At 65.8% G+C, this 22349-nt stretch carries 22 protein-coding genes; 7 read left to right on the top strand and 15 right to left on the bottom strand.

Annotated elements, in window-relative coordinates:
• Positions 1 to 12: 12 nt before the first annotated feature.
• Positions 13 to 357, bottom strand: coding sequence for a Lin0512 family protein (locus QX073_RS04350; protein WP_315712523.1), 345 nt, complete (start codon positions 355 to 357; stop codon positions 13 to 15).
• A 264-nt stretch (positions 358 to 621) separates the two neighbouring features.
• Here QX073_RS04350 and QX073_RS04345 point away from each other — a divergent pair, with 264 nt between their 5' ends.
• Positions 622 to 2007 (top strand): ethanolamine ammonia-lyase subunit EutB, encoded by a 1386-nt coding sequence (locus tag QX073_RS04345; RefSeq protein WP_315749873.1) that lies wholly within the window; start codon positions 622 to 624, stop codon positions 2005 to 2007.
• On the top strand, positions 2007 to 2798 hold the full coding sequence (gene eutC / locus QX073_RS04340; RefSeq protein WP_316225368.1) for an ethanolamine ammonia-lyase subunit EutC: 792 nt from the start codon (positions 2007 to 2009) through the stop codon (positions 2796 to 2798). Before QX073_RS04345 ends, eutC begins: the two co-directional genes overlap by 1 nt.
• Positions 2799 to 2818: 20 nt before the next feature.
• On the opposite strand, the gene QX073_RS04335 is transcribed toward eutC, so the two are convergent.
• Genes QX073_RS04335 through QX073_RS04300 form a run of 8 tightly spaced genes read right to left on the bottom strand, consistent with a single transcriptional unit; the run spans position 2819 to position 11204 of the window.
• The gene (locus tag QX073_RS04335; protein ID WP_315712527.1) at positions 2819 to 3538 is read right to left on the bottom strand and encodes an ABC transporter ATP-binding protein; all 720 of its coding nucleotides are present in this window, start codon (positions 3536 to 3538) and stop codon (positions 2819 to 2821) included.
• Positions 3531 to 4286 (bottom strand): ABC transporter ATP-binding protein, encoded by a 756-nt coding sequence (locus QX073_RS04330; RefSeq protein ID WP_315712528.1) that lies wholly within the window; start codon positions 4284 to 4286, stop codon positions 3531 to 3533. The genes QX073_RS04335 and QX073_RS04330 overlap by 8 nt, the downstream gene beginning before the upstream one ends.
• Positions 4283 to 5284 (bottom strand): branched-chain amino acid ABC transporter permease, encoded by a 1002-nt coding sequence (locus tag QX073_RS04325; RefSeq protein WP_316225367.1) that lies wholly within the window; start codon positions 5282 to 5284, stop codon positions 4283 to 4285. Before QX073_RS04325 ends, QX073_RS04330 begins: the two co-directional genes overlap by 4 nt.
• On the bottom strand, positions 5284 to 6156 hold the full coding sequence (locus QX073_RS04320; protein WP_315712531.1) for a branched-chain amino acid ABC transporter permease: 873 nt from the start codon (positions 6154 to 6156) through the stop codon (positions 5284 to 5286). The genes QX073_RS04325 and QX073_RS04320 overlap by 1 nt, the downstream gene beginning before the upstream one ends.
• A 10-nt stretch (positions 6157 to 6166) precedes the next feature.
• Positions 6167 to 7417, bottom strand: coding sequence for an ABC transporter substrate-binding protein (locus QX073_RS04315; protein ID WP_315712532.1), 1251 nt, complete (start codon positions 7415 to 7417; stop codon positions 6167 to 6169).
• 24 nt (positions 7418 to 7441) lie between these two features.
• Positions 7442 to 9817, bottom strand: coding sequence for a xanthine dehydrogenase family protein molybdopterin-binding subunit (locus tag QX073_RS04310; RefSeq protein ID WP_316225366.1), 2376 nt, complete (start codon positions 9815 to 9817; stop codon positions 7442 to 7444).
• Positions 9814 to 10347 carry a (2Fe-2S)-binding protein gene (locus QX073_RS04305; RefSeq protein WP_316164653.1) on the bottom strand — a complete coding sequence of 178 codons (534 nt, stop codon included), beginning with the start codon at positions 10345 to 10347 and terminating at the stop codon, positions 9814 to 9816. The genes QX073_RS04310 and QX073_RS04305 overlap by 4 nt, the downstream gene beginning before the upstream one ends.
• A complete protein-coding gene (locus QX073_RS04300) occupies positions 10344 to 11204 on the bottom strand; it encodes a xanthine dehydrogenase family protein subunit M (RefSeq protein ID WP_316170523.1) in 861 nt (286 codons plus the stop codon). The genes QX073_RS04305 and QX073_RS04300 overlap by 4 nt, the downstream gene beginning before the upstream one ends.
• Positions 11205 to 11468: 264 nt before the next feature.
• Between QX073_RS04300 and QX073_RS04295 the strand changes: the two genes are divergently transcribed.
• Positions 11469 to 12107 (top strand): helix-turn-helix domain-containing protein, encoded by a 639-nt coding sequence (locus tag QX073_RS04295; protein WP_316184823.1) that lies wholly within the window; start codon positions 11469 to 11471, stop codon positions 12105 to 12107.
• 22 nt (positions 12108 to 12129) lie between these two features.
• Here the strand turns inward: QX073_RS04295 and QX073_RS04290 are convergent, their stop codons facing one another.
• The 5 genes from QX073_RS04290 to QX073_RS04270 all read right to left on the bottom strand — a co-directional run bounded on the left by QX073_RS04290 (position 12130) and on the right by QX073_RS04270 (position 16005).
• Complete coding sequence (locus QX073_RS04290; RefSeq protein ID WP_315712536.1) at positions 12130 to 12336, bottom strand: hypothetical protein; 207 nt, start codon at positions 12334 to 12336, stop codon at positions 12130 to 12132.
• A 197-nt stretch (positions 12337 to 12533) separates the two neighbouring features.
• Positions 12534 to 13979: a cytochrome c oxidase accessory protein CcoG gene (gene ccoG, locus QX073_RS04285; protein WP_315712537.1), complete on the bottom strand. Its 1446-nt coding sequence runs from the start codon at positions 13977 to 13979 to the stop codon at positions 12534 to 12536.
• Positions 13980 to 14016: 37 nt separating this feature from the next.
• On the bottom strand, positions 14017 to 14220 hold the full coding sequence (locus QX073_RS04280; protein WP_315827454.1) for a DUF2892 domain-containing protein: 204 nt from the start codon (positions 14218 to 14220) through the stop codon (positions 14017 to 14019).
• 61 nt (positions 14221 to 14281) lie between these two features.
• Entirely contained in the window at positions 14282 to 14722 is a 441-nt protein-coding gene (gene trxC, locus QX073_RS04275; RefSeq protein WP_315712540.1) for a thioredoxin TrxC, read from the bottom strand.
• Positions 14719 to 16005 carry an FAD/NAD(P)-binding oxidoreductase gene (locus QX073_RS04270; protein ID WP_315712541.1) on the bottom strand — a complete coding sequence of 429 codons (1287 nt, stop codon included), beginning with the start codon at positions 16003 to 16005 and terminating at the stop codon, positions 14719 to 14721. The genes trxC and QX073_RS04270 overlap by 4 nt, the downstream gene beginning before the upstream one ends.
• Positions 16006 to 16125: 120 nt before the next feature.
• On the opposite strand from QX073_RS04270, the gene QX073_RS04265 reads away from it, so the two are divergent.
• The 4 genes from QX073_RS04265 (at position 16126) to QX073_RS04250 (ending at position 21124) form a co-directional block, all read left to right on the top strand.
• Positions 16126 to 16425, top strand: a complete 300-nt coding sequence (locus QX073_RS04265; protein WP_315750038.1) for a metalloregulator ArsR/SmtB family transcription factor — start codon at positions 16126 to 16128, stop codon at positions 16423 to 16425.
• Between the two features lie 126 nt (positions 16426 to 16551).
• Complete coding sequence (locus QX073_RS04260; protein WP_315712542.1) at positions 16552 to 17541, top strand: efflux RND transporter periplasmic adaptor subunit; 990 nt, start codon at positions 16552 to 16554, stop codon at positions 17539 to 17541.
• Positions 17538 to 20759 (top strand): efflux RND transporter permease subunit, encoded by a 3222-nt coding sequence (locus tag QX073_RS04255; protein WP_315712544.1) that lies wholly within the window; start codon positions 17538 to 17540, stop codon positions 20757 to 20759. Before QX073_RS04260 ends, QX073_RS04255 begins: the two co-directional genes overlap by 4 nt.
• 8 nt (positions 20760 to 20767) lie before the next feature.
• Entirely contained in the window at positions 20768 to 21124 is a 357-nt protein-coding gene (locus QX073_RS04250) for a carboxymuconolactone decarboxylase family protein (protein WP_315712545.1), read from the top strand.
• Positions 21125 to 21132: 8 nt separating this feature from the next.
• Here QX073_RS04250 and QX073_RS04245 read toward each other — a convergent pair whose 3' ends face one another.
• Positions 21133 to 22347 carry a M20 family metallopeptidase gene (locus QX073_RS04245; protein ID WP_316225365.1) on the bottom strand — a complete coding sequence of 405 codons (1215 nt, stop codon included), beginning with the start codon at positions 22345 to 22347 and terminating at the stop codon, positions 21133 to 21135.
• Between the last annotated feature and the right edge of the window lie 2 nt (positions 22348 to 22349).

The raw sequence follows: 22349 nt of genomic DNA, 5'->3' as shown, positions 1-22349 counted from the left end.
TGCACGTGAGCGTCACTTGCCGTCGTCGAGATGGACCAGCACCGCCGCGTTGGCGATGATGATGGCGTCGCTGCCGGCCTCGGCCGCAATCTCCAGCCCGCCTTTGACCGCGGTCACGGTCACCGTGCCATAGGGCAGCTCCTTGGCCACTGCAGCGGTGTCGACAGCCTCCGGGTTCGGCACGCCGATGGTGACGTCCACGAACATGTCCTGCGGCGTCTTGCCGACCATGCGGAAGAAGCCGAGGCTGGAATGGCGGATCGCGTCCGACACCGCGCGCTTGGCCGCCTTGGTGGCGTCGCGGCCGTGGACGTCGACGCCCATGCCCATCTCGGTGATACAGCGGACGCGCGCCATGTCGTGTTTCCCTCGGTTGCTTGCCTCGTACGCCATGCGACCTTAGCCAACGGCGCGGCCGACGCAAGCCGGGTGGACATCAAGCGCCCCCGCCACAGAAAATGGTCATCTGATGCCGACATATATCGTGCAAGATGATGCGCTGGACGAACCTGAGAACAAGGTCTTCGAATGATGTTCCTCCCCGTCTTTCCCGTGATGGCGATCCATCGGCCGGATCCGGCTGGCATGGCTGACCACGAGGAACATTGAAGGAGAACGCCAATGGGTTTTTCACACACGCTGGGCGGCGCGCGCTACCGGTTCGACGACCTCAGAACCTTGCTTGCGAAGGCAACGCCGTTGCGCTCGGGCGACGTGCTGGCGGGCCTCGCCGCGGAGGATGCCGCCGAACGCGTGGCGGCACGGATGGCGCTCGCCGAGCTGCCGCTGCGCCATTTCCTCAACGAGGCCGTCATCCCCTACGAGACCGACGAGGTCACGCGGCTGATCGTCGACCAGCATGACGGCAAGGCGTTCGCTCCCGTCGCAAGCCTCACGGTCGGCGACTTCCGCGAATGGCTGCTGTCGGATGCGGCCGACGCAGATGCACTCAGCGGCGTATCGCCAGGGCTGACGCCGGAGATGGTTGCTGCGGTCTGCAAGATCATGCGGCTGCAGGACCTGGTGACGGTCGCGGCGAAATGCGAGGTCGTGACGCGCTTCCGCTGCACCATCGGCCTGCCGGGCCGGATGTCGACACGGCTGCAGCCCAACCATCCGCTCGACGATCCCAAGGGCGTCGCGGCCTCGATCCTCGACGGGCTGATGTACGGCGTCGGCGACGCGACGATCGGCATCAACCCGGCGAGCGACGACGTCGAGACGATGGTGCGGCTGCTCGACTTGATCGAGACCTTGCGGCTTGCCTCGCATGCACCGATCCAGTCCTGCGTGCTGGCCCATGTTACGACCGCGCTGAAGGCGATCGAGCGCCGCGCGCCGGTCGATCTCGTGTTCCAGTCCCTGGCCGGCAGCGAGGAGGCCAATCGCGGCTTCGGCATCACGCTGTCGCTGCTCGACGAGGCGCTCGCCGCGGCCGAAGGCCTGCAGCGCTGCCCCGTCGGGGGCAACGTGATGTATTTCGAGACCGGACAGGGCAGCGAGCTCTCCTCCGGCGGCCATTGCGGGGTCGACCAGCAGACCTTGGAGGCACGCTGCTACGCGGTCGCGCGGCGCTATCGGCCGCTGCTCGTGAACACCGTGGTCGGATTCATCGGTCCGGAATATCTCTACGACGGAAAGCAGATCATACGCGCGGGCCTGGAGGATCATTTCTGCGGCAAGCTGCTGGGGCTGCCGATGGGCTGCGACGTCTGCTACACCAACCACGCAGAAGCCGACCAGGACGACATGGATGCGCTGCTGACCCTGCTTGGCGTCGCCGGCTGCACCTACATCATGGGTGTGCCGGGCGCTGACGACATCATGCTGAACTATCAAAGCACCTCGTTCCATGACGCGCTCTATGTGCGCAAGGTGCTCGGCAAGCGCGCGGCGCCGGAGTTCGAGACCTGGCTCGCGGCCACCGGCCTCAGCGATGCCAAAGGCGAGCTGCGCTTCGAGCCGGCGCGGCTGATGCCGGCGCTGCCGCTGCTGGAGGCCAAGTGATGGGCGGCTCCGACAAGAGCGACTCGCCGGCAAGTTCGTCATCGGACGATTGGCGCTGGCTGTCACGCTATACCGAAGCGCGGATCGCGTTGGGACGCTGCGGTCCTGGCCTGCCGACATCGGCACATCTCGCCTTCCAGGCTGCCCACGCCGAAGCGCGCGATGCCGTGCTGAAGCCGTTCGACGCCGAGCGCTTTGCCGCCGAGGCGACCGCGCATGGCTGGCCGGCCCTTGCCGTGCACAGCCGCGCTGCCGATCGCGCGACCTATCTGCAGCGTCCCGATGCAGGGCGCCTGCTGTCGCCGGCGTCGGAAGCGCTGTTGTCCGAGCCGCGCGCGCCGGCAGACATCGTGCTGGTGGTGGCTGATGGCCTGAGCAGCCGCGCGGTCCAGGTCAACGCCCCGCCCGTGCTCGACATGTTGATGCCGCGCCTGGCTGCAACCGGCAGACGGCTGTCGCCGGTGATCGTTGCTTCGCAGGGCCGCGTCGGGCTCGCCGATCATGTTGGCGAGCTGTTCGGCGCGTCGGCCTCGATCATCTTGATCGGCGAGCGCCCGGGCCTGAGCGCGGCCGATTCCCTTGGCCTCTATCTCACCTGGATGCCGCGCCGGGGCCGCGTCGATGCCGAACGCAACTGCATCTCCAACGTCCGCCAGGGCGGCCTCGCACCGGCGGATGCGGCGAGCCAGGCGGCCGAACTGATCCAGCGCATGTTCCTCCACCAGGCCGCCGGCGTCAGCCTCGCCCGGCTGCCGCAGCTGCCGGCGCCGGATGGAGATGGCGCGTCATGATGCCGGCGCAGTCCGAAACATCACACCGCGCAATAGCGGTCCTGGATATCCTTGTCGGCCAGCAGCGCCGCGGCGCTGCTCTCATGCACGACCTCGCCCTGGTCGATGATGACGGCGCGATCGGCGAGCCGCAGCGCCCATTCGACGTTCTGCTCGACCAACAGCAGCGTCTTGCCCTGGTCGCGCAATCGCCGGAACAGCACGCCCATCTCTTCGACGAGCACCGGCATGATGCCTTCGGACGGCTCGTCGAGCAGAACCATGCGCGGCCGCGCGATCAAGGCCCGCGCGATCGCCAGCATCTGCTGCTCGCCACCCGACAGCGTGACGCCCTCCTGATCCAGCCGCTCGTTCAATCGTGGAAAGGTCTCCGCAACCTCGGCGAACGCCGCGCGCTCCTCGATATCGGCGCTGGCGGCGACCAGCCCAAGCCGCAGGTTCTCGCGCACCGACAGGCCCGGCACGATGCGGCGCTCCTCCGGAACATAAGCGAGCCCGAGATGAAAGCGCTTGTGGGCCGCAAGCGGCAGCAGATCATGGCCGGCAAAGCGCACGCGCCCCGCGGCCCGGGGCATCAGCCCCATGACGGTGCGCAACGTCGTGGTCTTGCCGGCGCCGTTGCGGCCGACGAGCGCGACCACCTCGCCCTCGCTCACACGCAGCGAGATGCCGTGCAGGACGTGGCTGGCGCCATACCAGGCCTGGAGGCCGTCGAGCTCGAGCAACGCGGTCTCAGCCATAGCCTTCACTCTGTCCCAGATAGACCCGGCGCACGTCGGGGTTGGATCGGATGTCCTCAGGACGACCATCGGCGAGCAGCCGGCCGTGATGCAGCACCAGCACCCGCTGGCTCAGGCCGAGCACCATCTTCATCTTGTGCTCGACCAGCAGCACCGTGCGCTTCTCCGCCAGCCGCTCCAGCAGCGCCACCATCTCCTTGGTCTCTTCCGGCCCCATGCCCGCGGTCGGCTCATCGAGCAGCAGAAGCTCCGGTTCGGAGACCAGCGCAATGGCGATCTCCAGCGCGCGCTGCTGGCCGTGGGCGAGATACTTCGCGAGCTCGCCACGCCTGCCGATCAGGCCGACCGCCATCAGGGCCGCATCGGCGCGTTCGCCGAGTTCGGCAAGATCGGCGCGCTTGCGCCAGATGTCGTAGCTTACCCGCATCGCCTGGGCGGCGACTCGGACATTCTCGTGCACCGACAAGTCGGGAAAGATGTTGGTGATCTGGTACGAGCGCGAGATGCCCTGATGCACGAAGCGATGCTGTGGCAGGCCGTTCAGCTCGCGGCCCTTGAACCGCAGGGTGCCGCTGCTCGGCGACAGCGTGCCGGAGAGAATGTTGAAGAAGGTGCTCTTGCCTGCCCCGTTCGGGCCGATGATCGAGGTCAGCTCACCGGCCGCGAACGCGACTGAGATGCCTTCGAGCGCGACGAAGCCGCCGAAGCGACGGCCGATCCCGTCCGCGCGCAACAACTCGGTGCTCATCGGCGTTGCCTCGCGATCGGCAGCACATCGAGGAACGTGCCCCAGATGCCCTTGGGCAGGAACAGCACGAACACGACGAAGATGGCGCCGACCACGATCTGCCAGTGCGGCGTCCACAATGACACGACGTCCTCCAGAATCAGGAAGACCGCGGCCCCGACGAACGGCCCGAAGAAGCTGCGGGCGCCACCGAGCAGCACCATCATCACGATCATGCCGGAGGTCTGGTAGTGCAGGATGTCGAGCGGAACGATGGACAAATGCAGGGCCGACATGCAGCCGCCGACGGCGGAGATGGCGCCCGACAGCATGAACACGATCAGCTTGCAGCGCTCGACGTCGTAGCCGCAGGCCCGCGCGCGCTGCTCGTTCTCGCGGATCGCCTCGATGACCGCGCCGAATGGCGAGTTGAGGATGCGCGACTGCACCCAGATCGCGATCGCCGCGAGCACCATCAGCACGTAATATTTGTTCACCGGATCGAGGAAGTTGATCTGCGCGCCGAACAGACCGATGTGGTCGACCGTGAAGCCGCGCAGCCCGTTCTCGCCGCCGGTGAAGGAGGAGGCCTGCAGCGCCACGTAGTAGACGAGTTGCGCCAGCGCGAGCGTGACCATGGAGAAATAGATGCCGCGGGTGCGCGTCGAGATCGTTCCGATCAATGCGGCGAGCGCCATGCTCGCCGCGATCGCCAGCGGCACCGCGGCAAACCACGGCAGGCCCCAGCGGCCGATGGCGATGCCGGTCAGATACGCGCCGGTGCCGAAGAAGGCGGCGTGGCCGAACGACAGCAGCCCGGTGTAGCCGAACAGGAGGTTGTAGCCCATCACCACGACGCCATAGATCAGGACGTTCACGGCGAGCGCCTTCGACGGCAGCAGCCAGGGCAGCAGCGCCAGCGCGACCAGCGAGACCAGCACGCGGTGATCCGCGAGAAGCGCGAAGAGGCGCTGCGCCTGAGGAAGCGGCGGTGCTTCGCCGGTCGAATGCACCGTCATCACGCTCTCCCCTTGAGGCCGAACAGACCCTGTGGCCGGATCAGCAGGACCGCGGCCATGAGCGCGAACATCACGATCGTCGCCATCTCGGGCGCAAACAGCGCGACCATGCTGATGCAGATGCCGACCATCAGCCCCGCGACCACGGCGCCGACGATCGAGCCGAGGCCGCCGATCACGGTGACGACGAAGGCCTCCGCCAGCACCAGCGTTCCCATCTCGGGATTGACGCTGCGCATGGGTCCCGCCAGCACCCCGCCGAGCGCGGCAAGGCCGACGCCGAGGCCGAAGATCGCGAGCCACACCTTGCCGATGTCGACCCCGAGCACCCGCATGATCAGGGGATCACGGGCGCCGGCCCGCACGATCAGGCCGACACGGGTCTTCTCCAGCATCAGCCAGAGCACCAGCAGCACGACGGCGACCAGCGCGATCACGAACAGACGATATTTGGGGAAGAAGCCGACGCCGAGATCGACGACGCCGATCAATTGGGACGGTGTCGGAAACGGAATACCGTCGCTGCCGAATACGATGCGCACCCCCTCGACCAGGATGTAGCTGAGACCGAAGGTGAGCAGCAATGGATCATCGATCGACCGGCCATACAGGCGCCGGACCAGGACGAGTTCGATCAGCATGCCGAACGCGCCGACCAGAATTGGGGCGAGCAGCAAGCCCCACCAGAAGCTGCCGGTCAGCGATGCCAGATACAGACCGGCATAGGCCCCGATCATGAACAGCGCCCCATGGGCGAAATTGACCACGCCGAGCATGCCGAACACGATGGTCAGGCCGAGCGCAGTGATGACCAGCACCGCCCCAAGGGCGATGCCGGAAAACAGCTGCATGATGATCAGCGAGAGGTCCATGCGATCAGGATCAGGTGGCGTGGCCGAGTTCGCCGCAGCTGCGCAGCATCTCGTCCGCCCCGGGATCGCTGGCCACGATCGCGAACAGGTCGTTCTCGCTCGCCATCGCCGACTTCTTCTTGGATTCCAGCACAAGCACCGACTGCACCGACTGGTGGTCGCATTTGCGGTAATGCTGCGGGCCCTTGGTCAGATCGTATTGCAGCCCCTCCAGCACCGCGATGACCTTATCGGTGTCGGTGCCACCGGCGGCCTGCATCGCCTGCAGCAGCGAGCCGACGCCGGAGTAGCCATAGGCGCCGTAGTCGGTCGGGATCGCGCCGCCATTGGCGGCCCGGAACGCCTTGTTGAACTCGGCCGCGGTCTTGTTCTGTGTCTCAAGACCCCAATAATAGTTGGCGCCGCCGACGACGCCCTCGAACACGTCGGGCCCGACGGCGAGGCGCTGATTGTGCAGGATCACCGGCACCACGATCTTCATCTGCTGCTTGATGCCGAAATCCACCGCCTGCTTGATCGCGTTGGCCTGGTCGCGGCCGAAATTGCTGATGCACAGCACGTCCGGCCGCAGCGACATCAGCCGCGGCATGAAGGTCGAATAGTCGGCCGCACCGAACGGATGCAGGATCTCGCCGACGCTCTCGGCACCGATCGCCGTCTGCGCCCGCTTGAAGCCGCGCAGCATCTCATGGCCATAGGCATAGTCGGCCACGAGATGGGCGACCTTCATGCCCTTCTTGATGGTCTGGCGGGCCACGGCCGCCGTGGTCATGTGCGGGTTCAGCGCCTCGTGGAAGGTGTATTTGCTGAAATCCTTGACCTCGTTGATGGTGTCGGACTGGCTGATCGACACGTAGATCACGCCGCGAGCGCGCGTCACCTCGTTGACGGCAAGCTGGACGGCGCTGGAGAGCGCGCCGACGATAGCGTGCACCTTGTCCTTCTCGATCAGCTCGAGCGTCCGCGTCGCCGCCTCGCCGGCGTTGAGCTTGTCGTCGCGCACAAGCAGCTCGACCTTGCGGCCGGCGACGCCGCCTTTGTCGTTGACCAGCTTGACGGCGAGTTCGGCGCACTTGACCTGGTCACGCGCCTCGGCGGCGAACGGACCGGTCAGCGGCGTCGGAAAGCCGATGCGGATGGTGTCATCGGCGGCACGCCCCAGGCGCGGCATCGCGAGCGTGGCGACACCTGCCGACATCCCCATCAGCGCCGTGCGGCGGGATATTCCTGCGCGTCGCAACTTCGTCTCGTAGACTTGCATGATGTCCTCCCTCACCTTGTTTTCTTAGTATCGATTGAGCGTCTTGAGCACGCGCGCTGGCGTGATCGGAATGGTGTTGATGGAGGCGCCGAAGGGCATCAGCGCATCATTGACCGCATTCAGCACACAGGCCGACGCGGCCGCGGTGCCGGCCTCGCCGCAGCCCTTTGCGCCGAGAATGGTGTCCGCCGTCGGCGTCTCGACGTGATCGATGGTAATGTCTGGCATCTCCATCGCCATCGGCACCAGATAGTCGGCCAGCGATCCGTTGAGCAATTGGCCGGTCTCACTGTAACGGCATTCCTCGAACAGCGCAGCGCCAAGACCCTGTACGACACCGCCGCGCAACTGCTCGTCGACCAGCATCGGATTGATGATGCGGCCGCAATCCTCGACGACATAGTGCTTCAGCAGCTTGATGAAGCCGGTTTCGACATCGACTTCAAGGTAGCTGCCCTGGATGCCATTAGTGAAGGCAAAGGGGTAGCCCTGCGGCGCGAAATGATGGCTGACCGTCAGTTGCGCCTGAGTGCCCGGTGGCAAGGTGTCGGACCGGAAATAGGCGATGCGCGCGATCTCGGCGACTGGGATACGCGGCTGCCCCGTCGCGACAGAGGTGATCTGGCCGTCGACGACGTCGAGCGCGGCGGGCTGCTCCTGCAGCACCAGCGCGGCAATCTCCAGAATGTTCGCCTTGAGCTTCCGCGCGGCCTGCAGCGCCGTTTCGCCACCGATGCCCGCACCGCGGCAGGCCCAGGTCGCACCACCATGTGGCGTGACCTCGGTATCGCCGGTGATGATCTTGACGTGCTCCTGGGCGAGGCCGAGCTGGTCGGCGACGATCTGGCCGATGATCGCCTCGGTGCCCTGTCCCTGCTCCGTCACGGAGATCGCGCAGCGCACCTCGCCCGACGGCGTCAGGCTGACGGTCGCGCCATCCTGCGAGGAAATGCGCGCGCCGCCGACGCCGTAGAACGCAGGGCTCGGATTGGTGATCTCGACGAAGGTCGCAATGCCGATGCCGCGATAGATGCCGCGCCGACGCAGCTCGGCCTGCTCGGCGCGGAGCGCGTCATAGTCCATGATCCCGCGCAGCCGCCGCAGGCAGACTTCGTGCGACAGCGCCTCGAACCTGTAGCCGGTCGGCGATGCCGTCGGATAGGCGCTGTCGACAATCACGTTCCTGGCGCGCATCGCGAATGGATCGAGCCCGACGCGGGCAGCAGCGAGATCCACCATGCGCTCGGTGACCGCGCAGGCGATGGGATGTCCAACCGCGCGATACTGGCTGGTCTGCACCTTGTTCTGGAACACGACCTCGAGCGCGGCGCGGTAGGATTTGAAATCATACGGCGCACCGATCAGGCGGATGACCTGATTGCCTTCGACGACGCTGGTGCGCGGATAGGTCGAGAACGCGCCGATCGCCGTGGCATCGTGGACGTCCATGGCAAGGATCTTGCCGTCGGCGTCGACGGCCATGCGCGCGCGGACGTGGTGATCGCGGGCATGAATATCCGACACGAAGGACTCGATGCGATCGGCGACGTATTTGACCGGGCGCCCGAGCAGGATCGACAGCCCGACAACCGCCATGTCCTCGTGGTAGACATGCAGCTTCATGCCGAACGACCCGCCGATATCGGGCGCGATCACGCGCACGCTGGCTTCCGGGATGCCGTAGTGGCGAGCGTACAGATCCTGGAACTGGTAGGGCGTCTGCGTGGCGTGGTGCACCGTCAGCGCGCCGCTCTCGGAATCATAGTCCGCGACGATGGCCCGCGGCTCGAGCGTGACCGGGGTATGACGGCCGAAGCTGAATTCTTCCTCGATCACATGCGCGGCCGACGCGAAGGCCTCATCGACGCGGCCGCTGTCGAGCTGCGTGCGGAAACAGATGTTGGACGCCGCAACCGGATTGACCAGCGGCATCCCCGGCCGACGCGCGGCGTCGAGATCGACCACCGCCGGCAGCTCCTCGTAGTCGACCGAGATCAGCTCCAGCGCATCCTCCGCGATCGCCCTGCTCTCGGCGACCACGGCAATCACGGCCTGCCCAGCCCAGACGACGCGATCCAATGGCAACGGCAGCTGCGGCTCGGACGTCATGCCCTTGAAATGATCGAGCGTCCCGGTCCACGGTGTGCAGATCTTCGCCAGATCGGCGCCGGTCGCAACCAGATGCACGCCCGCAAGCGCCCGCGCCGCATCGACCTCGATGCCGGTGATCCGTGCATGAGCATACGGGGTGCGCAGGAAGGCGGCATACAGCATGCGCGGCAGGCGAATGTCCGTCACATAGCGCCCGCGTCCGGCGAGCAGTCGCTTCGCATTCGGTCGCGGCACGGAGCGGCCGATATAGGAATTCGGGCGGTCCAGCGACGTCAGCGGCGGGCTCATGGCGACGAGCCCTCCGCGCCCTGCGATGCCGTTGCTGCCCGTGCCGCGGCGACCGCGGCGATGGCGTCGACGATCGCTTCATATCCGGTGCAGCGGCAGAAATTGCCCGAGAGCGCGTCGCGAATGGTCTCGCGACTCGGCCGTGCCACGTGGGTCAGCAGCTCATGAGCGGTGATCAGCATGCCCGGCGTGCAGAACCCGCATTGCAGCGCATTGCGCCGATGAAACTCGGCTTGCAGGTCGGCGATCACGCCGCTCTCCGAGAGCCCCTCGATCGTATCGATCCGCGCGCCATCGGCCTGCACGGCGAACATCAGGCAGCCATGCACGGCAGCGCCGTCGAGCTGAACCAGGCAGGCGCCGCAGGCCCCCATCTCGCAACCGGCATGCGTGCCGGTCAGCTCGAGCTGCTGGCGAAGACAATCCACCAGCGTGTCGCGAGGCGCGACGTCACACGCCACCTTGCGGCCGTTGACGATGAGGCGAATGCGGACCTGCTCCTCGGTCTCGATGTCGACCGGCGGGCTCATGCGGCTTCTCCGATCCGTCCCAGCAGCCGGCCGAGCAGAACGCGCGCCAGATGCAGACGCATCGCCGCCGGAACATCGTCGCTGTCAGCGGGCGCGAGATCGGCGTCGAGCGCAGCCTGCGCCGCCGCAATCCGTGCAGCATCGATCCGGTTGCCGGTGAGCGCTGTCTCCGCATGCCTCGCACGGGTCGGGACGTCGCCGACCGAAAAGAATGAAATGCCTATGCGCTCGATCAGATCGCCCTGGCAGGTCGCGAGCAGGCCGCAACCGACCAGTGCATAGTCGCCGCGCCGGCGGGCCAGCTCATCGAACGCAATGCGCTGGCCGGCTTGGAAGAGAGGAACATGAACCGCGACGAGGATCTCGCCGGGCGCGATCGCCGTCTCGAAAAGATCGGTGAAGAAGTCATCGGCTTTGACGCGGCGCCGGCCGGACGCGCCGGCAATCTCAATCTCGGCGTCGAGCGCCAGCACCATCGCCGGAAACTCGGAGGCTGGGTCGGCCAGCGCGACACTGCCGCCAAAGGTCCCGCGATTGCGGATGGCAGGATGCGCAACGAACGGGGCTGCGGCGCGCAACAGCGGCGCAAACTCAGCGATCAGCGGATCGGTCAGCATCTCGCAGTGCCGGGTCAAGGCGCCGATCCGCAACCATTCGCCGTCCCGCGTGATGCCGCGCAGCTCTGCAATGTGGTTGATATCGATCAGAATTCGCGGGGCCTGAAGACGCAACGCCAGCGCCGGAACCAGGCTCTGACCACCAGCAATGAAACGCACATCGTCGCCGGCGCCCGCATGAGCTTCGAGCGCCTCGCCGATCGTGTGTGCACGAAAATAGCTGAAAGCCCTCGCTTTCATCCGTTTCCTCACCGCCAGGGCTCGCCAGCCCGGATTCCCAAATTTGTGACCATCTGGTCTCAAAAGAGTTGCACGCAGCGGCACCGCGGTCAACCAGAAACGAACGATTGGTCACAAATCAGCTTTCGGCTATCAAGCAGACTGTCGCCGCAATCGATAGAGACCATGGCTAGGACCCCGAAGACAGCGAGCGCTGAGACAACAGGCCGAGTTGATGGACGCCCGCGCAGGTCCGAGAACCGTCCTCAGGCGAGGCGCCGCAACATGCGCGCCGCCGACCGCGAGCGCGTGATCGTGGATGAAGCGATCCGCTTTTTCGCCGAGCGCGGCTTCGAAGGCCAGACGCGGGAGCTCGCCAAGCGCATGGGCATCGCGCATTCGGTGATCTACCGGCACTTCCCCAGCAAGGAAGCCCTGATCGAGCGCGTCTATCAGGAGGTCTATCTTAGCCGCTGGTCGCAGGACTGGGGCCCGCTGATCCGCGATCGCAGCCATCCACTCAAGACGCGACTGACCGGCTTCTATCTCGACTACGTGGCACGCGTGTTCGAATACAACTGGGTGCGGATCTTCGTGTTCTCCGGCATGAAGTCGTTCGGCATCACCGGCCGCTATCTCGACCTCGTCCGGCACGAGATCATCGAGCCTGCCGCGATCGAGCTGCGGCATGAACTGCAGCTGCCAGACGCCGCCACCTACCCTCTCGGCAGCCGCGAGACGGAGATGTTCTGGGGACTGCACGGACGCATCTTCTATCTCGCGATCCGAAAGTTCATCTACGAGACACCGGTTCCATCAGATCTCGAGCAAACCGTGCGTGATGCGATCGACCTCTTCATGGACGGCGCCAGGCTGGCGCTCCCTCGGCTCCTGCGCGACGATCAGGCCGGACCGGCACGATGATCCGGCCCGTCGTCGATGACCGTCACGCCGTCCGGCCGCGCCCGCCCTTGATCTTCGCGGCGACGAGATAGGATAGCGGCATGGCGACGACGAATCCGACCAGCGCCGCCAACGGCAGGTCTTTCATCGGACTCGCGACCAGCCCCTGCACCGTCAACAATGCCGTCACCGCGCTGCCTGCCAGCACCGTGCCCAGCATGACCCAGATGAGAATTGCGACCTTGAACATCTGTCTTTCTCCGTCAGTAGGAAAGCTTCCGATCCCTTGACGCGAGAATGCTCTGCCTGCGGCTTCGAGCCGGCATTGATTTGGAACAACCGGACTCAGCAATCGAGGGAGGAGCGACCTGCTCCTCCCTCGATCAATCCCGATGAGCCGACAGAATGTCGCCGACGCCTTACAGTCGGCGATCGAACGACGCTGCTCTATCGTGTCCCCGGAACGAAGTGATCGCGCTTGCTGACCGACGTCCCGGTCGCCGGATCCGTGATCTTGATCTCGATGTCCACCGGCGCCGAGGGAAGGTCGGCCCCCTTGGCCTCGATCGACATGCGGATCTCGCGGGTCTGATCCTGGCCGACGTCGATCACCATACGACCGTCCTGCTCGCGCGTTTCGCCGGCCACCGTCACCTTGGCGTTCGGAAGCCCCACGACGTCCAGCACGAAGTCGCGCGGCCCGCGCTTGTTGAGCAGACGAACCGTGTAGTCGTTGCGGACGCCGCCATCCGACAACTGCACGAACAGCGGGTTACGTTCATGCAGCACGTTGATGCCCATCGTGCCGCGCGTCACCAGCGAGTACAGCATGATCCCGCCGACGATCGCGATGAAGGTCGCATAGATGATCGTGCGCGGTCGGATGATCCGGTAGATCTCGGGCTTGCCTTCCTTGCGGCGCTGGACGTTGATGTCGGTGTCGTAACCGATGAGGCCCGTCGGACGGCCGATCTGGGTCATCACGCTGTCGCAGGCATCGATGCACAGGCTGCACTGGATGCAGCCGAGCTGGATGCCGTGGCGGATGTCGACGCCGGTCGGGCAGACGTTGACGCATTGATGGCAGTCGATGCAATCCCCGGCGGGTGCGCCCTGCAGCCGTGCAGCTTCCGCCTTCTTGACCGACATGCGCGGCTCGCCGCGGTCGCCCTTGTAGGTGACGTTGAGCGCCCACTCGTCGGTCAGCGCCGCCTGGATGCGCGGCCACGGGCACATGTAGATGCAGACCTGCTCGCGAGCGTGGCCGGCGAACACATAAGTCGTCGCCGTCAGGATGCCGATCCAGAGATAGGCGGTGAACGGCGCCTGGAAGGTGGCGAGGTCCTTCACCAGGGTCGGCGCATCGTCGAAATACAGCACCCAGGCGCCACCGGTCCACCAGCCGATCATGATCCAGAGGAAATGCTTCAGCGCGGCCTGGCGGATGTGGGTGAAGGTCCAGCCGCGCTTGTCGCTGAGCATGCGCTCACGGCGGTCGCCCTCGGCCCAGCGCTCGACGGCGTAGAACAGGTCGGTCCACACCGTCTGCGGACAGAGATAGCCGCACCACAGCCGGCCGGCGACCGCGTTCATCAGGAACAGGGCGACCGCCGCGATGATGAGCAGGCCGGTGAAGTAGTAGACCTCCTGCGGCCACAGCTCGATGAAGAAGAAGTAGAACCGGCGATGCGGGAAATCGACCAGCACCGCCTGGTTCGGCATGCCGGGTCCGCGATCCCAGCGGACGAAGGGCAGCAGGTAGTAGATGCCGAGCGTGATGCACAGGATCGTCCACTTGATGCGCCGGAAGCGGCCGTGCACGGCCGCCGGATAGACCTTGTCGCGCGCCTTGTAGAGCGGCCCGACGATATAGGTTTCGTCCGAGTCAGCCATGATATCCCCGCTTCATCTTGCCGTCCTTCCGACCGATTCAGGAGAACGCGTTGCCGCTTTTGAGCCCCAGCTTCTTGAAGACGATCGCCGCCGGGCAGAAGCCCGTGAACGAGGCCTGGATCATGTTCACGCCCGCAAAGGCCGCCAGCAAGAACCAGTAGGGACTGACGTACCAGCCCAGCGTCAGGCTGAGCAGGACGACGACGCCCGCGAAGGTGAGAACTGCTTTGTCGACGTTCATGACATACTCCTTCATGGTTGCATTTGAGCGTAATCAAGCAAGTGCCGGCCCGGCCGTACGGCTACTGCCGCAGGCCGGACAGTGTCCAGGCGACGATTCGTTGCGAGTCCATCGCACCCGAGATTCGCGCCAGCTCCCGCCCCTGCTGCAGCAGCAGCATGGTCGGAATTCCGGAGATGCCGAGCCGCGCCGACACCTCCGGCGCCTCGTCCGAGTTCAGCTTCAGAAGCTGCACACGCGGCTCCAGCTCTTGCGCAGCGCGCGCGAACATCGGCGCCATCGCGCGGCACGGGCCGCACCACGGCGCCCAGACGTCGACGAGCAGCGGCAGACTGCTGTGCGCGACATGGCGTTCGAACGCGGCCTGGTCGACCTCGATCGGATGGCCGCTGAACAGCGGCGTATGACACTTGCCGCATTTCCCCTGCGTCGGCGCCCGGTCCGCGGGCAGACGGTTGATCTGCCCGCAATGGCCGCACACGATCTGCAAACCGTTGCTCATGTGCCGGTCCTGACTTCCTTGATCTTGGCGATGTTGAGCCGGTCGAGCAGGAACTTTTCGTAGAACGGCTCGGGCGTCCCGCGCCTCATCTTGCGCAGGAAGTACTTCTCGAAGGCGACCTTGGCATAGTGCACCCACTCTCCCTTCGACGACCAGTTGACGTTGCGCGGCGGGATCTGCGGCTGGGCCAGGAAGGCGACGCCGGAATCGCCGAAATCGGCAAGACAGATCGCGTTCCAGGTCGGCTCGGCCTTTGGCTCCTGGCCGCGCAGCAGCGCCCCGATGTTCAAGGCCGTCGCCGTCACCATCGATTCGATCATGAAGCCGGTCTTGGGCACGCCGACCGGCACCGGCGTCGGCCCGATCGGCGGAATCGCAACGCAGACGCCGATGGCAAACACGTTGGGGAAGGTCGGATTACGCTGATGCTTGTCCACGACGACGAAGCCGCGGGGATTGGTGAGCTTGTCGATGCCGCGGACGGCTCCCACGCCGCGAAAGGCGGGCAGCATCATCGAATAGGCAAACGGTAGCTCGTGCGTCTTGCGGACGGTGCCGTCGTCGGCGACCTCCTCCACGAACATGCGGCCATCCTCGACCTTGGTGACGCGCGCGCTGGTGATCCACTTGATGTGCTTTTCGCGCATCTCGCTTTCCAGCAGACCCTTGGTGTCGCCGACGCCGTCGAGGCCGAGATGGCCGATATAGGGCTCGGAGGTCACGAAGGTCATCGGCACCTGATCGCGCATCTTGCGCCGGCGCAGCTCGGTTTCCAGGATGAACAGGAATTCGTAAGCGGGGCCGAAGCATGAGGCGCCCTGTACCGCACCGACGATCACGGGCCCGGGTTTCTCGGCGAGCCTGTCAAAGGCCGCCTTGGCATGAGCGGCGTGGTCGACGTGGCACACGGATTGCGTATGCCCATCGGGTCCAAGCCCCGGGATTTCGTCGAAGGCGAGTTCGGGACCGGTGGCGACGACGAGATAATCGTATGCCACCATGCCGCCGTCCGTCAGCTCGACCTGGTTCTCGGCCGGATGCACGCGCTTGGCGCCCTGCGTCAGCAGCCGGATGCCCTTGCGCTGCATGACGTCGACCAGATCGATCTCGATCTCGTCGCGCTTGCGCCAGCCCACGGCCACCCAGGGGTTGGATGGCACGAAATGATAGGAGGAGCCCTGCGAGACGACGGTCACGCGATCCTCCTTCCTCAGTTGCGGCAACATTTCATAAGCCATCAGCGAGCCGCTCAGCCCCGCCCCGATCACCACGATTTCCGCCATTGGGATCCTCCATCCGCACTTGATTCATTCTTGCTTCATGTCACCGCGGCGCCGCCGCCGGCCTTGACTATATATTCGAATATCTGTATATACGCAACTATGAAAATTAACGCTGACATCATGGAAGCGGCGGCGGACCAGGCCAGCGACCTGCTGAAGGCGCTGTCGAACCGCCATCGCCTCCTGATCATCTGCCAGCTGGTCGACGACGAGCGGTCGGTCGGAGAACTCGCCGAGTTTCTCGGCCTGCGCGATTCGACCGTGTCGCAGCACCTGGCGCTCCTGCGCAAGGACGGCCTGGTCACCGCCAGGCGCGAGGGGCAGACGATCTACTATTCGATCACAAGCGATCCGGCCCGCGAGGTCCTCAAGACGCTCTATCAGGTGTACTGCGGGCCGAGACCGTTACCGAGACTATGAGGATGCCGGACCGGCATCTTGACCGATATCAAACGGGAACTCCCATCCAGGTGAGATGTCTGCAGCCGGCTGCGGACGGCTCGCCCGAACCTCACAAATCGAATCAAACCAGACAGGAATAGGCTGATGCGCAGATTATCGGTCCTGAGCTTGATCGCCGCGATGGCGTGGCAGGCAGCGCCGGCCCTTGCGGAGACGCTGACGGTGGCGCCGCGGCAGGTCGCCGACGAGAAGGCGGTGTTCGCGACGGTGGAGAGCATCAGCGTGGTCCCTGCCCGCGGCCGCATCGGCGGCACCATCGTGCAGCTTTCGGTGCGCGAAGGCGACCCGGTCAGGCGCGGCCAGCCCATCGCCTTGATCGGCGACGACAAACTGGCCCTGCAGATCAAATCGCTCGACGCCCAGATCGAAGCGCTGCAGGCGCAAGCTAACCAGGCGCAGATCGACTTCACCCGCACCGAGGGCCTCGTCGAGCGCGGCACCCTGCCCCGCATCAAGCTCGACGAGACGCGCACGGCGCTGAACGTCGCCGAGAACGGGCTGCGGGCCAAGACCGCCGAGCGTGCCGTGGTCAACCAGCAGATGACTGAGGGCCAGGTGCTGGCTCCCGATGACGGCCGCGTGTTGAAGAAGCTGGTTGCCGTCGGATCTGTGGTTCTGCCCGGCGATCCCGTGGTCACGGTGGCGCAGCAGAACTTCAAGCTGCGACTGCGCGTGCCCGAGCGCCACGCTCTCTTTCTCAAGGCCGGCGACAAGGTCCGGGTCGACGGTGCCGAGTTCGGCGACAGCGCCGACAAATGGGGGGTGATCGACCTGGTCTATCCGCAGATCGAGGAAGGCCGTGTCGTGGCCGACGCGATCGTCTCCGGTCTCGGCCAGTATTTCGTCGGCGACCGGCTCCGGGTCTGGATCTCCGGCGGCCAACGCGATGCCTACGTGATCCCGCAGCGCTACGTCACAACGCGGTTCGGCATCGATTATGTCCAGTTGCAGCAAGGGACGCAGAAGGTGAGCGTTCCGGTGCAGCGCGGCCGCGCTCTGCCGAGCGCCGATCTCCCCGATGGACTCGAAATCCTGTCCGGCCTGCGCGCCGGCGACCAGTTGGTGCAGCCGTGAAACTCGGACTCTCAGGCAAGCTTACCCAGGCGACCATCGCCTCGCCGCTGACGCCGCTGTTCCTGCTCGCGGCGCTCGTGGTCGGCCTCATCGCCGTCGTCGTGATCCCGCGCGAGGAAGAGCCGCAGATCAGCGTGCCGATGGTCGACATCCGCGTCAGCGCCGACGGCCTGCGTGCGCCCGACGGCGTCGAGCTCGTGACCAAGCCGCTGGAGACCATCGTCAAGGCGATCGATGGCGTCGAACACGTCTACAGCCAGACCGAGGACGACCGTGTCATGGTCACCGCGCGGTTCCTGGTGGGGACCAAGTTCGAGGACGCGATCCTGCGCGTCCACGAGAAGCTACGCGCCAACCTCGACCGCATCCCCGTCGGCATTCCCGAGCCGCTGATCGTCGGCCGCGGCATCAACGACGTCGCCGTCACCGTGCTGACGCTGTCGCCGAAGCCGGAAGCCGCCGGGCGCTGGTCCGACAAGGACCTCTACGAGCTCGCCGACAAGCTGCGTGCGGAGCTGACCAAGGTCGACAATATCGGCCTGACCTATATCTCCGGCGGCGGCGCCCAGCAGATCCGGGTCGAGCCCGATCCGGAAAAGCTGTCGCTGTTCGGCGTGACTCTGCAGCAGCTCGTCGCCAAGGTGAAGGACGCGAACCGCTCGTTCCTGGCCGGAGACGTTCGCGACGGCGGTATCGTGCGCAACGTCGCCGCGGGCCAGACGCTCACGGGCATCCCGGACATCGGCCTGCTGCTGATCTCGACGCGCGACGGCCGTCCCGTCTATGTGCGCGACGTCGCCACCGTCGTCATCGGCCCCAACCTCGCAGAGCATCGCGTCTGGGATGACGCCCGCACCGACAAGGGCGACTGGCACCGGGTGCCGGCGGTGAGCCTCGCGCTCGCCAAGCGCGCCGGCGCCAATGCCGTGGTGGTGTCTCACGACATCGCGCAGCGCCTCGAAGGGCTGAAGGCCAGTCTCATTCCGAGCGACGTCGCAGTCACGGTGACGCGCGACTACGGCGAGACCGCCAACGAGAAGGCCAACGAGCTGCTGTTCCATCTCGGCCTCGCCACGATCTCGATCGTCGTGCTGATTGCGGTCGCCATTGGCTGGCGCGAAGCCCTCGTCACCTTCGTGGTGATTCCGACCACGATCCTGCTGACGATGTTCGCCGCCAATCTGATGGGCTACACGATCAACCGGGTCAGCCTGTTTGCCCTGATCTTCTCGATCGGCATCCTGGTCGACGACGCCATCGTCGTGGTCGAGAATATCGCGCGCCATTGGGGCATGCATGACGGCCGGCCGCGCCTGCAGGCCACCATCGAGGCGGTCGCCGAAGTCGGCAACCCCACCGTTGTCGCGACCTTGACCGTGGTCGCCGCCCTGCTGCCGATGCTGTTCGTGTCGGGACTGATGGGCCCCTACATGGCGCCGATCCCGGCCAACGCCTCGGCGGCGATGCTGTTCTCGTTTTTCGTCGCCATGGTGGTGGCGCCGTGGCTGATGCTGCGGCTGGCGCCGAGGTCCACCAGCGCCTCGGCGGACTCTCATGACGCGCATGGCGAAGGCCGTCTCGGACGCATCTACCGCAGCGTCGCGCGCCCGATCGTCGCCAGCAAGCGCTCCGCCTGGATCTTCCTGCTCGGCGTCGGCATCGCCACCTTGCTGTCGATGACGCTGTTCGCCACCAAGTCCGTCACCGTCAAGCTGCTGCCGTTCGACAACAAGTCGGAGATCGCGGTGATGGTCGATCTGCCCGAAGGCGCGAGCCTGGAGGATACCGAGCGCACGCTGTTCGCGGCCGCCGACATTGCGCATGGGCTGCCGGAGATCACGACCGTGCAGAGCTATGCCGGCACGGCGGCCCCGTTCAACTTCAACGGTCTCGTGAGGCACTACTATCTGCGGGAGCGGCCCGAGCTCGGCGAGCTCCAGGTCAATCTCGCCGCGCGCGGCGACCGCAAGCGCGCGAGCCACGACATCGCGCTCGAGCTGCGCCAGCGGCTGAAGAGCATCCCTGTGCCGGCCGGCACCAGCATCAAGGTGGTCGAAGTGCCGCCCGGGCCTCCGGTGCTCGCCACCCTGCTGGCGGAGATCTACGGTCCGGACGCGGCGACCCGGCGCGCCGTCACCACCGAACTCAAGAAGGTCTTCGCCGACGTTCCCTTCATCGTCGACATCGACGATTCCATCGGTCAGCGACGGCCGCGTCTGCGACTGTCGATCGACCAGGACAGTCTCGAGTTCTTCGGTGTCGAGCAGCGCGACGTCTACGACACGATCCAGACGCTGTTCGGCGGCGTCTCGGTCGGCTACTCGCATCGCGGCGAAGACCGCAATCCGATCGAGATCGCCGTGCGTCTGCCGAAGCACGACAAGAGCTGGAGTCAGGCCCTGGCCTCGACGCCGGTGCCCGCCAACACGGTGCCCGGCAGCAAGACCGTCGTCGAACTCGGCCAGGTCGTGAAGGCCACCATGGAAGAGGGGTCGCCGACGATCTTCCGCCGCGACGGCCGCTTTGCCGACATGGTGATGGCAGAACTCGCCGGCCGCTTCGAGGCCCCGCTCTACGGCATGCTCGCGGTCGCCGACCGGATCGACGCCCATGACTGGGGCAAGCTGCCGAAGCCCGTGATCGGCTTCCACGGCCAGCCCAAGGACGAGTCCCGTCCGACGCTGCTGTGGGATGGCGAATGGGAGATCACCTACGTGACCTTCCGCGACATGGGCGCCGCATTCGGCGCGGCCATCCTCGGCATCTACGTTCTGGTCGTGGCGCAGTTCAAGAGCTTCCGGCTGCCGCTGGTGATCCTGACGCCGATCCCGCTGACCCTGATCGGCATCCTGCTCGGCCACTGGTTGCTGGGCGCGCCGTTCACGGCGACGTCGATGATCGGCTTCATTGCGCTGGCCGGCATCATCGTCCGCAACTCGATCCTGCTGGTCGACTTCATCCGGCACAGTGGCGGCGAGGGCAAGACCCTGCGCGACGTCGTGTTGGAGGCCGGCGCCGTGCGCTTCAAGCCGATCCTGCTGACGGCGCTCGCGGCGATGATCGGTGCTGCGACGATCCTGCTCGATCCGATCTTCCAGGGGCTGGCGATCTCGCTGCTGTTCGGCCTGGCCTCCTCCACCCTGCTCACCGTACTCGTGATCCCCGCGATCTACATCGCACTGCGCGAGCCCGGCAAACCCACCACGAAGATGTCGTAGGAGCTATCATGACCAAACTGTACAGCGAGATCTGCAAGGACATCTCGGGTAACCTGAAGACGCTGCGCAAGGACATTCCGGACGTCATGCAGGGCTTCTCGGCACTGGCGAGGGCCGCCGCCGCTGATGGCGCGCTCGACAAGAAGACCAAGGAGCTGATCGCGCTGGCGATCGGGGTTGCCGTTCGGTGCGACGGCTGCATCGGCTTTCACGCGGAGGCGCTCGTCCGTCTCGGTGCAAGCCGGCAGGAGGTCGAGGAGACGCTCGGCATGGCGATCTACATGGGCGGCGGACCGTCGTTGATGTATGCCGCCGATGCGATTGCGGCGTTCGAGCAATTCCAGCAACAGGCAGCCGCCGCCTGAGCGCGGGTTCAGCCGCAGATATCGAGAATGGCCAGCATGTAGATGCGGATCATGTCGAGATAGTCGGGAATGTCGACGCGCTCGTCCGGCATCGTGTTGTAGCGGCCGCCCGGCCCGCAGACGATGCCCTCCATGCCGCCATACGTATAGAGATGGCCGGCATCGGTGCCATAGAAGCAGCTCGGCGCCACCGGGCCTGTCGGCTGGGCGGCGCCGCGCACGACGCGATAGGCATTGTTGACGGCACGGACGATCGGGCTGTCCGGCGCGACCTCGAACGGCGGCATGGTCGGCACGCCGGCGCGGTCCTCCGACATCAGATGGGCCTTCAGGCCGGGAAAACGCCCCTCCAGCGCATCGAGCTCGCGCCGCATGTCCGCGAGCGCGCCCTGCTCGGTCTGCCCAGGAGCGTAACGACCGGAGCCCTTGATGCGGACGAAATCCGCGACCTGCGGCGTCCGCCATTCGTGCAACTCACGACCGAGCGCGCCGTGCACGACGCCGACATGGACGCGATTGATGGCCTCATGTGCCGGCGAACGCGCGCCGGAGAACCGCGTCGCATTGAGGCGCGGAATGAGATCGCAGGCGGCGGTGATGGCGTCCACCGCCTCCTCGCGCTTCGACAGATGCCGCGTGTTGCCGACGAGCTCGATGATGAACATGAATGCCGCGGCATGCATCGTCATCGCCTTGAGGTCGGTTGGCTCGGAATTGATGAAATAGTCCGCGCGCAGCCCCTGCTCCAGCAACGAATAGGTGCCGACTCCGCCTTGCAGCTCGCCGACCACATAGGTCAGAACGACATCACCCCTCAGCCTGACGCCGGCCTCGATCAGCGTCTTGACCGCGCAGAAATAGGCGGCGTCGCCGGCCTTCATGTTTGACACGCCGATTCCGTAGACGAAGTCGTCGTCCACCTTCCCCGCCCAGGGATCGAGGGTCCAGCCCTCGGTCACCGGATTTGTATCGACATGGCCGTTGAAGAGCAGGCTCTTGCCGCCGCCGGTGCCGTGCCAGCGGCCGACCGCGTTGACACGGCCCTCGGCCCCGAACGGGGCGACCGCGGCATCCAGGCCGATCGCGCTCATCTGTTCAGCCATGAAGGTCGCGAGCTGCTTCTCGCCCTCGGTCTTCGAATAGCTCTTGTGCTGAACCATGCGCGACAGCAGCGCGAGCGAAGCTGGAATGTCGATGCGGGCGAGCAGGTCGTTGCGATCCATGG

This window comes from Bradyrhizobium sp. SZCCHNS3052, assembly GCF_032484495.1.
Classification (GTDB): domain Bacteria; phylum Pseudomonadota; class Alphaproteobacteria; order Rhizobiales; family Xanthobacteraceae; genus Bradyrhizobium.
This window is presented reverse-complemented; position numbering and strand designations above follow the sequence as displayed.